We start from the raw sequence: 13,000 nt of genomic DNA on the forward strand, positions 1-13,000 counted from the left end.
CCGCCCCCGCGCGTCAGTCCGCCGAGGCGCGCCTTCGCGCGCCGGGCGTCATGTCATCCGCGAGAGCCTCGAGCGCGATGGGCCCGATATGGAAATGAGCGACCATGGCTGCCTCGGCCGCGCCCGCGTCGCCGGATGCGACCGCAGCGACGATGGCGCGATGGGCCTCCCAGGTGCGCGCGGCGACCACCGCGTCGAACCGTTCCGCTGCCCCCTTCATCCGCACGTCGAGCAGTGGCGCAACCTGATCCTCGAGCACCGGGTTCTGCGCCGCACGGGCGAGTGCCAGGTGAAAATCGCGGTTCAGGTCCTGGCTCTGGCCATAATCGAGCGGCGGCGGATCGGCGCGCGCGATCACGGCCTGCATCGCGGCAATGTCGTCGGGCGTCGCACGCTCCGCCGCGAGGCGTGCGATCTGCCCTTCGATCAGCCTTCGCGCTTCCCAGAGATGCCGCACCCCGATCTGGCGCACGGCGAGTTCGAAGAGCGAGGGGTTGTGGATCAGCGCACTCCAGCGCATCGCGCACACGACGGTTCCGCTGCCGTGTTCGGCGGTCACGACACCGAGCGCTTCGAGTCGCTGGATCGCCTCCCGGACCACCGCGAGGCCGACATCGAGACGCTGCGCGAGGTCACGTTGCGAAGGGAGCTGGTCGCCTGGCTTGAGATCGCCGGCGGCAATGCGCGCAAGGATCTTGCGGGAGACCTGGTCACTCAGCGTCAGTGCGACGGGTTTCGACCAACCTTCATCCATTGCCCGGTCCTGAGGTTTCGTGCTTTCCTAAACTCATCGGAACTCCTGGTCAACTGGAGTCAGTAGGAGGGATACATGCGCATCACCGGCGTGAGAACGGTCGTGGTCTGGGGGCCAAGGCGCCTGGCGTATGGCGGCTCCTACCGGACCGCGCTCGGGGCGAGCGCGGTATCGGAACATGCGATCGTCTTCGTCGAGACCGACGTCGGCCTCACCGGGATCGGCGAAGCGTCCAGTGTGTTCCGCCGGCGCGGCCGCCTTCTCGCACGCGACATCGATGCAGCGATCGCCCCTGCCGTGATCGGCGAGGACCCGACACGGATCCGGCACCTGGCGGAGCGGATCGAGGCATCGATCGACGGTGCCGAGGAAGCCAAGGCGGCCGTCGAGATGGCGTTGTGGGACATCACGGGCAAGCATCTGGGCGTTCCGGTGTACGCCCTGCTCGGCGGCAAGGTGCGCGACCGCGTGCCGCTTAGCTACTCCGTGCCGTTCGGAGAGCCCGATCAGATGGCTGCCTTCGCCGCCGAGCGCGTGCGCGCGGGCCATCGCACGATCAAGGTGAAAATCGGCAACGCCCATGCGCGCGACATCGCCGCCGTCGCCGCCGTGCGGGCCGCCATCGGACCCGACGTGAAGCTGCGGGTCGATGCCAACATGGCGCTGCCGACGGCGAAGGACGCCATCCGCCTGGTCGCTGCGATCGATCGATACGATATCGAGCTGTTCGAGCAGCCGCTCGCACCACGCGCCCTCTCCGCCATGGCCGAGGTCAGGCGCGGCATCGCGCCGCCGCTGATGGCGGACGAGAGCATCAGGACACCCGGCGACGCGATGGACGTCATCCGCCACGGCGCCGCCGACATCGCCAATGTCTATGTGAGCGAGGCGGGCGGGCTGCTCGCGGCGTCCAAGATCTTCACGCTCTGCGAGGCGGCGGGGCTCCCCTGCATGATCGGCAGCATGCCCGAATTCGGCATCGGCACCGCGGCGCAGATCCATCTCGGCGTCGCGATGACAAATCTCGGCCCCGACAGTGACACCTGCGGCAGTCTCTACCACGCGGAGGACCTCCTGGTGACGCCGCTCAGGATCGAGGACGGCTTCGCCTATCCGCCCGAAGCACCGGGCCTTGGCGTCGAGATCGACATGCGCGTGTTGGAACGCTGGCAACAAGCGGCCCCAGGTGACGTGTCATGAGTGGAGGGGAAACGCGCATGAGAGGTGACGGAGCCAGGCGCTGTGACATCCTGATCAGGAACGCAACGCTCCTCCCGATGGCCGAGACGCGCGAGATCCTGCTGGGCGGGTTCGTCGCCGTGAGCGGGCACCTCGTCGCCGATGTCGGCCTCGAAGGCGATGCAGGCACGGGGTGGACCGCGCCCTGCGAGATCGACGCGCAGGGCGCGATCGTTCATCCCGGCTTCATCGAGGCGCATCTTCACGTCAACGCGCAGACGTGCCGCGGCTATTTCCGGGGCGATGCGAGCCGCGGTGCCACCGGTGGCCCGAACTATGCCGACTGGAAGGCCGCCCTCGATCCCGAGGACGAGGCGGCCGCGACGCGCCTCGCCGCCGTCGAACTGCTCCGCCATGGCTTCACCTGCTTTGTCGAACCTGGCTCGGCGTTCGAACCAGATGCCGTGGTCGAGGCGGCCGGCGCCGTCGGAATCCGTTGCTCGGTCGCGGACCCCTACCTGTGGGACGACACCGCGATCATGCAGGTCATCGGCGGCCTCGCCTCGGACGCGCTGTTCGCCCGCGTGCCGCCAACGCGCGAACGGTGCCTCTCGGCCCTCGGCGGCCAGCTGTTCCGCAACCGCGACGAGGACGGCATCGCGCATGGCCACGTCGCCCTCTATGGCGAGGGAACGGCATCAGACGAGCTCATGCGGGCAGCGAAGGCGCTGGCCGATCGGGAAGGCGTGATCCTGAACACCCATCTCGGCTTCGACGCGGGCGTGGTGACGGCGATGGAACGCGCGCTCGGCCAATCGCGGTTTGCCCATCTCGCCGGGCTTGGCGTGGTCGGGCCGAACACGACGTTCGTCCACATGAACATCCTGCGGGACGACGAGGTCGGCATCGTTCAGGAAACCGGGCCTTCGATCGTGTGGTGCCCGCAGGCCTATGTCAGCCGTGGCCTGCCGCTGATCGCTCCAACGCGCCTGCCGGCGCTGAAGCGCGCCGGCGTCGCTGTCGCCCTCGGAACGGATTCGGCACGGCAGAGCTCCTTGGGCGATGCGATGTTCCTCGCCGTTCAGCTCTCGGCCGAGGCAGGCGCAGGCCTCGCTGCGGAGGACGTGATCGAGATGCTGACCTTGCACGGCGCCCGCGCCGCAGGGCTCGACCACATGCTTGGCCGGCTCGCCCCCGGTTTCCGCGCCGATCTCGTGATCCGCGGCCGCGGCGTGATCGAGCTTGGGCCCTGCATCGACCCCGCGCACCAGCTTGTCACGGTCGGCCATGGTCCGACGGCGGATACCGTCCTGGTCAACGGGCGGATCGTCATGCGTGGCGGACGCCCGACGAAGGTCGACGAGATGTCGGTGATCGACGCCGCCCAGCGCTCGGCACGGTCCGTCGCCGGTCGCCTTGGGCTGCCTCCGCCCGGTCGCTGGCCACGCATCACTGCCTCGTAGCTGCGCGCAGAGGCTGCCGAAGACCCAGCGGCAACTCCCATCCTGTTCGGAAGCATCACGACCTTGAAACGAGCTGCCGGCGCCCATAGCCTTCCCCCGAAGTCGGACACAGGAGCTACGCCAATGGAACGACGCACACTTCTGGCCGGGGCGGGAGCGTTGTCGATCCTGGCCGCTGGCCCCGCCCACGCGCAGGCCGCGCCCCGCCGCGGCGGCACCATCACGGTCGGACTGCCGACGGGCATCCCGTCGCTCGACGTGATGGCCACGACCGATGACGTCGGGCGCGTCGTGAACCTCCACATCTACGAGCCGCTCGTCACCAGGAACGAGAAGCTCGAGCCGGCGCCGATGCTGGCGGAGTCATGGTCGGTCGCGCCTGACGGGCTCAGCTACACCTTCCGGCTCCGGTCGGGCATCACCTTCCACAATGGCAAGGCGATGACCTCGGCCGACGCCAAGGCGTCGATCGAACGCTACATTCGAATGAGCGTGCGCCGCCGCTATCTCGAGAACATCGCCGAGGTCCTGGCTCCCGATCCGATGACGGTGGTGGTTCGCCTCAAGGTGCCCCAGCCGCTCTTCATGAACTTCTTCAGCCAACCGGAAGTGATCGTCGCGATCATTCCGGCGGAGGAGGCGGCGAAGGACGCGAACCGCATCGAGATCATCGGTACCGGCCCGTATCGGCTGGCCGAGTACCGGCCCGACAGCCACGCGAGGCTCGCGCGCTTCGACGGCTACCGTTCCCGGAGCGACGCGCCGCGTGACGGCTACGCCGGCGCGAAGGACGCGCTGTTCGACGTCATCAACTTCCGGATCATCCCGGAGAGCTCGGCGATGGTGGCGGCGCTCGAAGCGGGCGAGATCCACATGGCGGAATGGGTGCCGGATCTCGTCGTGCCGACGCTGCGACGAAACCCCCGGCTCCGCCACGTCAACATCATGCCCGCCGGCATGCAACTCGTGACGGTCAATCACGCCAACGCTCCGTTCGACAGGCTCGAGGTGCGCAGGGCCGTACAGGTCGCGCTCAACATGCGCGAGATCATGGAAGCCTCGACGGAAGGCAATTTCGCGCTCAACCATGCGCTCCAGTATCCCGGCTATCCGACGTTCCCGGCGGAGCATGGCAAGCGCTGGTACAATCTCAACGACCAGGCCATGGCGAGGCGCCTCCTCCAGGAGGGCGGCTACCGCGGCCAGCCGATCACCATCATGTCGGCGTCCAACTTCGACTGGCATGCCTCGCATGCGCTCGTCATGGCCGAGCAGCTGAAGGGCGTCGGGATGGACATCCGCATCCAGTCGATGGACTGGCCGGCGATCGTCTCGGCCCGCGCACGGCCGGCGGGATGGCACCTGCTGCCGGGTCGCCTCGGCACGGGTCCGTGGCTCGGCGAGCCGACGCTTGCGATCGGCGGAATGATCGGCCCGAACCCGTCGATGCATGTTCGTGACGATACGCTGAATGCACTCGCCAGGCAGATGGAGGACGAGCCAACGGCCGAGGCGAGGCTCGCGGCCTGGTTCAGCGCCCAGGAGCGCATCGCCGACCAGGTGTCGACGATCAAGGTCGGCGACTACGGGCATTCACAGATCCTTTCCGTCAGGGTCGAGAACTTCGTCCCGTTCCGCACGGCGCGGCTCTGGAACACGTGGTTCGCGGCATGAGCGACGCATTGCCGGCGTCGCCGGCCGACCTGTTCACGCGGTTCGGCATACGCCACGTGATCAATGCGTCCGGCACCGAGACGGTGCATGGCGCGAGCCGTGCGGATCCCTCTGTCGTGGCGGCGGTCGCCGCCGTCCTGCCCGAGTGGATCGAGATGACGGAACTGCAGCGTGCCGCGAGCAGGACCATCGCCGCCGCCACGGGTGCCGAGGCCGGCTTCGTCACCGGCTGCTCGGCGGCGGGAATCGCCGTCACCGTTGCCGCGGCAATGACGGGAACGAGTCTCGCGAAGGTCGAGGCGCTGCCGGACACGACGGGCATGAAGGACACCGTCGTGTTGATGAAGGGCCATGAGGTCAACTACGGCGCGTCTGTCTCCCAGATGATCCGCATGACCGGGGCGCGCGTGCGCGAGATCGGCACGGCGACGGCGTGCAGCGGCTTCCAGCTCGAGGCGGCACTCGAGGGGCCCGTCGCCTGCGCGATGTACGTGCTGTCGCACCACACGGTGCAGAGCGGGCTGCTGCCGCTGCGGCGGTTCTGCGCGATCGCCCGGGAGAAGGGCGTGCCGGTCATGGTCGATGCGGCTGCGGAATATGACTGGTCGGGCATGCTCGCCGCCGGCGCGACGGCGATCGTCGTCAGCGCGCAGAAGGCGCCTGCTGGAACCACGGCGGGCATCATCGCCGGCCCGCGTGACTTCATCCGCGCCTGCATGGCGCAGGAGCGCGGGATCGGCAGGCCGATGAAGGCCGGCAAGGAATCGGTTGCCGGGGCGATTGCCGCCTTGGACCTCTGGGCATCGACCGATCATGCCGCGCGCGCCTCGGCCGAGGCGACGCGGCTTGACCGTGCGGCGGGCCTCCTGTCAGGCCTGCACGGCCTGAGGCTCGAGCGCGAGGCGGATCCCGCGGGGAACCCGTTCTCGCGGCTGATGCTGCATCTTGATCCGGCTGTCGCCGGCGTGTCCGCTTTCAGGCTTGGCCAGGCGCTTGCCGAGGGCAGGCCCAAGATCGTCCTCCGCAGCCTGCACGCCGATCGCGGCTACCTGCTGCTCGATGTTCGCCGGATCACCGATGCCGAGCTCGACCATATCGTCGCGCGGATCAAGGCCATCCTTGCCGAGGAACCCGGCCGCGAGGGTGCCACGGCGGAGTTCATTCCGGGTGGCGATCTGGCCCAGCGCGCGATCGAACGCTGGCTCGGCTGACATCGGCGCGGCTCATCGCGACAACGGGAACAGCGATCGCGCGGCATGGCGGAACGGAAAACGGCTGAAATCGTAGGCGGCAGGACCGGGGCTGTCGATGTCGATCATGTGCCTGAAATGCCCGCCGAAGCAGGCGCGGAACTGGTTCTTGGCCTTGGCGGCAACGAGGCTGATCGCGGCAAGGTCGAGGCCGCCGACGCGCCAGTAGTCAGGGTCGGTCGTGTCGGCGCACCGGCCCGTGACCAGAACCTGGATCGGCAGATCGACGAAATCGAGCCGCGCGCAGCCTTCGAGGTCGACGTCCAGTCCGCCATAGACCGGCCCGACATTGCGGAAGCGGCCATCGGAGAGATGCCCGACGGTGACGGTCGCGCGGACCGGAGGGCCGAACAGCGCCGTCAGCCTTCCACCGAAGCTCACGTCAAGCCGGGCCCCGGGCCCAGCCTCGTTCGCACGCGCAACCAGCGCCGGATCGTGGAAGAAGGCAAAGGCACTCGGCACGCTCGGCTTCGCGGCGACGAGCGCGGCGAGCAGCCCCGGCGTATCACCGATGCCGCCCGCACCCGTGTGGTCGGCCGAATCGACCACGGCGACCGGCCCTTCTCCCGCCGCGATCCGGGCGAGCGCGGATGCGATCCCCTCGGATGCGGAGGGCAGGTCACGGAACAGCCCGTCGCGATGCGCGTTCATGACCGCCGCAAGTTCCTCCGCGGCACCTTGGGCGGCCGCCGCGTCACCGTCGGCCGTCGCCCAGGCCGTTGCGCCGGCGGCGATGTTGTCGGCATAGGCGTAGCCCTGGTAGGGCGTGAGATCGAGCAGCCCCGCGCGCGCCTCGATCGCGGCGGCGATGCGCTTGACCTCCGCCATTGGCCCATCGGTCGTGCGCGCGAACAGGCTTGGCAGGATCGCGCCTGTCTTGACCAGGCGAGACACCGGGCGGATTTCCTTGCGCACGCATCGCGCCATCAGTCCGAGCGCCTTGATCGCCGTCTCGGGCATGTCGGTATGCGGGTGGCACTTGTAGCCAACGGCGACGTCAAGGAGGTCGGCCTCCTCCTGGCGAACATTCGCGTGCAGGTCGAAGCTGGCCGCGAGCACGGTGTCGCCGATCGCCGCCCGCACGCGCCGCAGAAGCTCGAAGTCGGCCTCCGGATACTCGGCGGCGTTCAGTGAGCCGTGCAGCGAGAGGTAGACCGCATCGAACCTCCTGGCGGCGAGCCCGTCGGTGATGCCGGCAACGATGGCATCGAAGACCCCCGGGGCTAGCACGCCGGACGAGGGCGCCCCCGTGCAGCGAAGGAACACCGGTTGCCAGTCCGGGTTGGCATCGAGCCAGGCGATCGCGCCACCGAGCTCCGTGTTGGTGCCGCGATACGCGGCATGGGCCGATGCCCCCTCATGCCACTCATGGGTCGTGAAGGCCGTGAGTGGTGTCTGGAGCGGGGAGAAGCTGTTGCCCTCGTGCAGCACGCGGGCGATCGCGAGTGTCGGCATGTGCACCACCGCAACAATGATCGTGCGAGGGTGACGGTCGGTGAATGCCATGTCTAGAGTTGTGCGTGGCGCAGGCGCCTCGGGAGCGACGTGATGGCAGGCTATATCGCGTGGCGCCTCGTGAGCGCGGTGCCGGTCATCCTGCTGGTCACGCTGATCTCGTTCTCGATCATGTCGCTCGTGCCGGGCGACCCTGCCGCCATCATTGCCGGCGCCACGGCAACCGACGCCGAGATCGCCGATCTTCGCGTCGCCCTCGGCCTCGATCGCCCTTTCCTGACGCGATTGGTGCACTGGTACGGCGACCTGCTGTCCGGTGACCTCGGGCGTTCGATCCTGCTGCAGCGGCCGGTGGCAGAGGCGATCGCCGAACGGCTGCCGGTGACGCTCGCTCTCGGGGCCTACGCGCTCGTGCTCACGCTCGTGTTCGGCGTCGGCCTCGGCGTGGTCGCTGCCGTACGTCAGAACACCTGGGTCGACCAGATCTGCATGACGGTCGCCGTGCTCGGCGTCTCGATACCAAATCTGTGGCTGGCCCTGCTGTTCGTGTTCCTGTTCGCGGTCACGCTCGGGTGGTTTCCAACGGGCGGCTACGTGCCGTTCGGCGAAGACGCGGTCGGGGCCCTCGTGGCGCTCACCCTTCCGGCGATTTCGCTGGCACTGATGCAGGTCGGGCTGCTTGCACGCATGACGCGGTCAGCGATGCTCGAGGTCCTGCGCCAGGATTTCGTGCGTACGGCGCGTGCGAAGGGGCTGCCTGGCTGGTTCGTCGTGCTACGCCACGCGCTCGGCAATGCGCTGATCCCACTCGTGACGGTGATGGGCATCATCCTCAGCCTGATGATCAGCGGAACCGTCGTCATCGAGAGCGTCTTCTCGCTGCCTGGCATGGGGCGCCTGATCGTCAATGCGATCCAACGTCGTGACTATCCGGTCATCCAGGGTGGCCTGATGCTCATCGCGACGGCGCTGGTGCTGGTGAACCTCGTCGTCGATCTTCTCTACGCCTGGCTCGATCCGCGGGTGCGCTATGCGGATTAATCGGCTGCTGCGACACCGGATGCTCGTGATCGGCGGGCTGCTGCTGCTGTGTGTCATCGCCATGGCATTGGCCGCGGAGCTGATCACCCCCATCAGCCCGACGCGCATGTCGATGCGCACGCGGTTCTCGCCGCCTGGCAGCCCGCTCCACCCGCTCGGCTCTGATGCGATCGGTCGTGACGTGCTGAGCCGCCTCGTCCACGGCGCTCGTGTTTCGCTGCGCATCGGTACGTTCGTCGTGCTCGCTGCCGGTGTCGCGGGCACGGCGATCGGCGCGCTGGCCGGTTACTTCCGCGCCCTCGACGGCCCCCTGATGCGGACCATGGACGCGCTGATGGCGTTCCCCGCCATCCTGCTTGCGATCGCGATCGCTGCCGCACTCGGGCCATCCGAGGTCAATGTCGTGATCGCACTCTCCGCCGTCTATGCCCCACGCACGGCGCGTGTCGTGAGGGCCCAGGTGCTGGTGCTGCGGGATGCGGAGTACGTGCAGGCGGCACGCGTGGCAGGCGCAGGAGATGCTTTCATCCTCCGGCGCCACATCCTGCCAAACTGCACCGCGCCGCTGATCGTGCAGCTCACCTTCGTGTTCGCCTATGCCGTGCTCGCCGAGGCGGTCCTGAGTTTTCTCGGCGTCGGCCCGCCGCCGCCGACGCCGACCTGGGGCAACATGATTGCCGACGGCAGGAACTTCATCCGCGAGGCGCCCTGGATCACGATGATGCCGGGCATCGCCATCTCGATCACCGTGCTCGGGCTCAACCTGCTCGGCGACGGGCTGCGCGATGTGCTCGATCCGCGGATGCAGGTCGCGCAGGCATGAGCGCGCTTCTCGCCGTGCGCGACCTGACCGTGACGTTCGAGACCACGGCCGGTGCGGTCGCTGCTGTCGACGCGCTGTCGTTCGACATCGGGCCAGGCGAGTTCCTCGGCATCGTCGGTGAATCGGGCAGCGGCAAGAGCGTCACCGCGCTCGCGGCGATGGGCCTCGTCGTTGCGCCGGGGCGGATCGCGCAGGGCAGCATCAGGCTCGGCGGCGAGGAACTCGTCGGCCTTCCGGAGCGCAGCATGCGGAGGATCCGCGGCCGCCGCATGGCGATGGTGTTCCAGGAGCCGATGGCGAGCCTGAACCCCGTCATGCGCATCGGTGACCAGATCGCAGAGGCGATCCGCTGGCACGAGGACGTCTCGGCGCGCGCCGCCGCCGCACGCGCGGTGGACCTGCTGGGCACGGTCGGAATCCCCGCCCCTGCCGAGCGCGCGCGCGCCTATCCGCAACAGATGTCCGGTGGCATGCGGCAGCGCGCGATGATCGCGATGGCCATCGCCTGCAGCCCGGCGTTGCTGATCGCGGACGAACCGACCACCGCACTCGACGTGACGGTGCAGGCGCAGATCATGGACCTGCTGCGGTCGCTGCGGGAGCGTTTCGGGATGGCGCTGCTGCTCATCACGCATGATCTCGGCCTCGTCGCGGAGCAGGCGGACCGGGTGCTCGTCATGTATGCCGGCCGTATGGTCGAGGAGGCACCGACCGCCTCGCTGTTTGCCAGGCCGCTGCATCCTTATTCCGCCGGCCTGCTCGACAGCATCCCCGACATCGAGATCAGGCGGCCCGTCCTTCCCGCGATCGAGGGCGTGGTGCCGAGCCTTTCCGCCCTGCCACCGGGCTGCCGCTTCGGCCCCCGCTGTCGGTTCGCCGAGCCTGCCTGCACGACGGCCGATCCACCCTTGCGTCGTTTCGGCGTGCGCGCGACCGCGTGCCGGCGCGATCTCGATCTCGCACGTGCATGAGTGACGCACCGCTGCTCGTCGCGCGCGGGCTGACGCGGCATTTCACCGTCCGCCGCCACCCGTTCGCCCGCGCATCCGGCGTCGTGCGCGCCGTCGACAACGTCGATCTCACGATCGCTCCCGGTGAGACGCTCGGCCTTGTCGGGGAGAGCGGCTGCGGCAAGTCGACGGTCGCGCGGCTGATCGTGCGCCTGATCGCGCCCACCGGCGGAACACTGCTCTTCGATGGCGAGGATCTGCTGGCACTGAGCGGACAGGCGCTGCGGCGGCGACGCGCCGACATCCAGATGGTGTTCCAGGACCCTGCGGGGGCACTGGACCCACGGCATACGGCGGAGGAGATCGTCACCGAACCGCTCGAGATCCACGCGATCGGGACTCGCACGACGCGGCGGGAGCGTGCCGAGGAACTGTTCGCGCGGGTCGGCCTTCGGCCTGAGCACCTGCGTCGCTACCCACACGAGTTCTCGGGCGGGCAGCGTCAGCGTCTCGGCATCGCACGGGCGCTCGCCTTGAAGCCGCGCCTCATCGTGTGTGATGAGGCCGTTTCGGCCCTCGATGTCTCGGTGCAGGCGCAGGTCGTGAACCTGTTCAAGCAGCTCCAGCGCGAGCTGGGCCTCGCCTATCTCTTCATCGCGCATGACCTTTCCGTTGTGCGCCACCTGTCCGATCGCGTCGCTGTCATGTATCTCGGCGAAGTTGTCGAAACGGCATCGGCGGATGCGCTGTTCGCGAGCCCCCACCACCCCTACACGCAGTCGCTCCTCTCCGCCGTGCCACGACACGTTCCCGGGGGGCGACCCCGGATCGTCCTCGCCGGCGAGGTCCCGAACCCGCTTGCGCCGCCGCCGGGCTGCCGGTTCCACACGCGCTGTCCGCTCGCCTTCGGCCGGTGCAGGGTGGAGGCGCCGGCATCGGTCGATCTCGGCGGCGGGCACAGTGCCGCCTGCCACCTGGTGACGAAGGGCGCGCCGGCGCCATCGCTGCGGAGGACCGACCATGCATGATCTGCTGCTGACCGATGCGCATGTGCTTGATCCCGGAACCGGCCTCGATCTGAAGGGAGGGATTGCCTTCGCCAACGGCCGCGTGGCCGCGATCGGGCCTGACCTTGATCCGGCGGGCGCGCGCGAGACGCGAAGTGTCGGCGGCGCATTCGTCGTTCCCGGCCTGATCGACCTTCATGCCCATGTCTATCGCGATGCCACGCCGCTCAGCGTCGATGCCGATCTGCTCCTCCGCCGCTCGGGCACGACGACGTCGGTCGATCCTGGCAGCGCGGGCGCGGGCAATATCAGGGGGCTGTTCACCCTGGTCGCGCCGGCGACGACCGCGCGGATCCTCGCCTTCGTCAATATCGGCCATGCCGGGATCATGGCGGCCGGCCGCGCGTGCGAGATGCCGGAGGCGGAGGATCTTCGGCTGCTGAACGTCGATGCCTGCGCCAGGGCCGTGCAGCGCCATGCCCCCGCGACGGTCGGCGTGAAGGTGCGCGTCGGTCGTTCCTCGACCGGCATCCTCGGCGCCGCGCCGTTGCACATGGCCATCCGTGCTGCGGAACAGGCCGGCGGCAGGGACCGGTTCGTTCCGGTGATGGTCCATATCGGTGCCGAGATGCCACCGACGATCGAAGAGATCCTGGCCCCCCTGCGCCCGGGCGATATCCTGACGCATTGCTGCACGCCGAAGGGCAACGCGGTGATCACCCCCGACGGCAGGGTCAGGGATGCCGCGCGCGAGGCGAAGGCCAGGGGCGTGGTGTTCGACATCGCGCACGGCCAGGGCAGCTTCGGCTTCGACACGGCGCGGCGGATGCTCGACCTCGGGCTGGTCCCCGATGTCATCTCGAGCGACGTGCACTCAGGATGCGTCGACGGCCCGGCCTACGACGTGCTCGTGACGATGTCGAAAATGCTGGCCCTTGGCCTTTCCGTGCCGGAGGTGGTTCGTCGCGCCACGGCGACGCCCGCCGCCGCGATCGGACGACCTGACCTTGGCACCCTTGTCCATGGCGGCGTTGGAGATGCGACGATCCTGGCGCTTCGCGACGGGCCTGTGACGTTCGTCGACTCGATCGGCCATCAGCTGCGCGCCGATCGGCAGCTCCGCCTGCTTGGCGCGGTGGTCGGCGGATGTTGGATCGACGGCGACCGCAGCCCGCTGTCAGCGGACTGAATCAGGCGCGGCCACCGCTGGATCTCGTTCGGGTGCCCCATGCGCTTCGGTCGCCCCCGGTGCGACGGTCGTGCTTCGCGCGGTTCCGCGTGGAACCTTCGAGGGAAGGCCGGGTTCTTCATCGCAAGGACCCCTCTGAGGATCGGCTGCCCTGCTTCCAGGTGGGACCCGAATGGGCGTCCAGGGCGAAGCCGGTGATGGCCATGCTGCGTCCC

General features: G+C 68.7%; 11 protein-coding genes. 9 read left to right on the top strand and 2 right to left on the bottom strand.

Going from position 1 to position 13,000, the window contains the following annotated elements:
- Positions 1–13 precede the first annotated feature (13 nt).
- Positions 14–754, bottom strand: a complete 741-nt coding sequence (locus Q0C38_RS02455; RefSeq protein WP_291295467.1) for a FadR/GntR family transcriptional regulator — start codon at positions 752–754, stop codon at positions 14–16.
- 75 nt (positions 755–829) lie between these two features.
- Between Q0C38_RS02455 and Q0C38_RS02460 the strand changes: the two genes are divergently transcribed.
- The 4 genes from Q0C38_RS02460 to Q0C38_RS02475 all read left to right on the top strand — a co-directional run bounded on the left by Q0C38_RS02460 (position 830) and on the right by Q0C38_RS02475 (position 6,281).
- Complete coding sequence (locus Q0C38_RS02460; protein ID WP_291295468.1) at positions 830–1,954, top strand: mandelate racemase/muconate lactonizing enzyme family protein; 1,125 nt, start codon at positions 830–832, stop codon at positions 1,952–1,954.
- Between the two features lie 77 nt (positions 1,955–2,031).
- Complete coding sequence (locus Q0C38_RS02465; protein WP_291295469.1) at positions 2,032–3,396, top strand: amidohydrolase family protein; 1,365 nt, start codon at positions 2,032–2,034, stop codon at positions 3,394–3,396.
- A 123-nt stretch (positions 3,397–3,519) separates the two neighbouring features.
- The gene (locus Q0C38_RS02470; protein ID WP_291295470.1) at positions 3,520–5,070 is read left to right on the top strand and encodes an ABC transporter substrate-binding protein; all 1,551 of its coding nucleotides are present in this window, start codon (positions 3,520–3,522) and stop codon (positions 5,068–5,070) included.
- Positions 5,067–6,281 carry a hypothetical protein gene (locus tag Q0C38_RS02475; protein WP_291295471.1) on the top strand — a complete coding sequence of 405 codons (1,215 nt, stop codon included), beginning with the start codon at positions 5,067–5,069 and terminating at the stop codon, positions 6,279–6,281. Before Q0C38_RS02470 ends, Q0C38_RS02475 begins: the two co-directional genes overlap by 4 nt.
- Positions 6,282–6,293: 12 nt before the next feature.
- Here Q0C38_RS02475 and Q0C38_RS02480 read toward each other — a convergent pair whose 3' ends face one another.
- A complete protein-coding gene (locus Q0C38_RS02480; protein ID WP_291295472.1) occupies positions 6,294–7,826 on the bottom strand; it encodes a M81 family metallopeptidase in 1,533 nt (510 codons plus the stop codon).
- Between the two features lie 42 nt (positions 7,827–7,868).
- On the opposite strand from Q0C38_RS02480, the gene Q0C38_RS02485 reads away from it, so the two are divergent.
- From Q0C38_RS02485 to Q0C38_RS02505, 5 genes are read left to right on the top strand one after another with little or no spacing between them, the layout of a single operon-like run.
- The gene (locus Q0C38_RS02485) at positions 7,869–8,816 is read left to right on the top strand and encodes an ABC transporter permease (RefSeq protein ID WP_291295473.1); all 948 of its coding nucleotides are present in this window, start codon (positions 7,869–7,871) and stop codon (positions 8,814–8,816) included.
- Positions 8,806–9,639, top strand: a complete 834-nt coding sequence (locus tag Q0C38_RS02490) for an ABC transporter permease (RefSeq protein ID WP_366937230.1) — start codon at positions 8,806–8,808, stop codon at positions 9,637–9,639. The genes Q0C38_RS02485 and Q0C38_RS02490 overlap by 11 nt, the downstream gene beginning before the upstream one ends.
- Positions 9,636–10,610, top strand: coding sequence for an ABC transporter ATP-binding protein (locus Q0C38_RS02495; protein WP_291295475.1), 975 nt, complete (start codon positions 9,636–9,638; stop codon positions 10,608–10,610). Before Q0C38_RS02490 ends, Q0C38_RS02495 begins: the two co-directional genes overlap by 4 nt.
- On the top strand, positions 10,607–11,617 hold the full coding sequence (locus tag Q0C38_RS02500; protein ID WP_291295476.1) for an ABC transporter ATP-binding protein: 1,011 nt from the start codon (positions 10,607–10,609) through the stop codon (positions 11,615–11,617). The genes Q0C38_RS02495 and Q0C38_RS02500 overlap by 4 nt, the downstream gene beginning before the upstream one ends.
- Positions 11,610–12,785: an amidohydrolase/deacetylase family metallohydrolase gene (locus Q0C38_RS02505; protein ID WP_291295477.1), complete on the top strand. Its 1,176-nt coding sequence runs from the start codon at positions 11,610–11,612 to the stop codon at positions 12,783–12,785. Before Q0C38_RS02500 ends, Q0C38_RS02505 begins: the two co-directional genes overlap by 8 nt.
- The last annotated feature ends 215 nt before the right edge of the window (positions 12,786–13,000 follow it).

Source organism: Elioraea sp. (assembly GCF_022842375.1).
Lineage (GTDB): Bacteria > Pseudomonadota > Alphaproteobacteria > Acetobacterales > Acetobacteraceae > Elioraea_A.

Bases quoted from the DNA above. Each gene is read 5' to 3' on its own strand.
- Q0C38_RS02455 (WP_291295467.1), bottom strand. From the start codon at position 754: ATGGATGAAGGTTGGTCGAAACCCGTCGCACTGACGCTGAGTGACCAG.
- Q0C38_RS02460 (WP_291295468.1), top strand. From the start codon at position 830: ATGCGCATCACCGGCGTGAGAACGGTCGTGGTCTGGGGGCCAAGGCGC.
- Q0C38_RS02465 (WP_291295469.1), top strand. From the start codon at position 2,032: ATGGCCGAGACGCGCGAGATCCTGCTGGGCGGGTTCGTCGCCGTGAGC.
- Q0C38_RS02470 (WP_291295470.1), top strand. From the start codon at position 3,520: ATGGAACGACGCACACTTCTGGCCGGGGCGGGAGCGTTGTCGATCCTG.
- Q0C38_RS02475 (WP_291295471.1), top strand. From the start codon at position 5,067: ATGAGCGACGCATTGCCGGCGTCGCCGGCCGACCTGTTCACGCGGTTC.
- Q0C38_RS02480 (WP_291295472.1), bottom strand. From the start codon at position 7,826: ATGGCATTCACCGACCGTCACCCTCGCACGATCATTGTTGCGGTGGTG.
- Q0C38_RS02485 (WP_291295473.1), top strand. From the start codon at position 7,869: ATGGCAGGCTATATCGCGTGGCGCCTCGTGAGCGCGGTGCCGGTCATC.
- Q0C38_RS02490 (WP_366937230.1), top strand. From the start codon at position 8,806: ATGCGGATTAATCGGCTGCTGCGACACCGGATGCTCGTGATCGGCGGG.
- Q0C38_RS02495 (WP_291295475.1), top strand. From the start codon at position 9,636: ATGAGCGCGCTTCTCGCCGTGCGCGACCTGACCGTGACGTTCGAGACC.
- Q0C38_RS02500 (WP_291295476.1), top strand. From the start codon at position 10,607: ATGAGTGACGCACCGCTGCTCGTCGCGCGCGGGCTGACGCGGCATTTC.
- Q0C38_RS02505 (WP_291295477.1), top strand. From the start codon at position 11,610: ATGCATGATCTGCTGCTGACCGATGCGCATGTGCTTGATCCCGGAACC.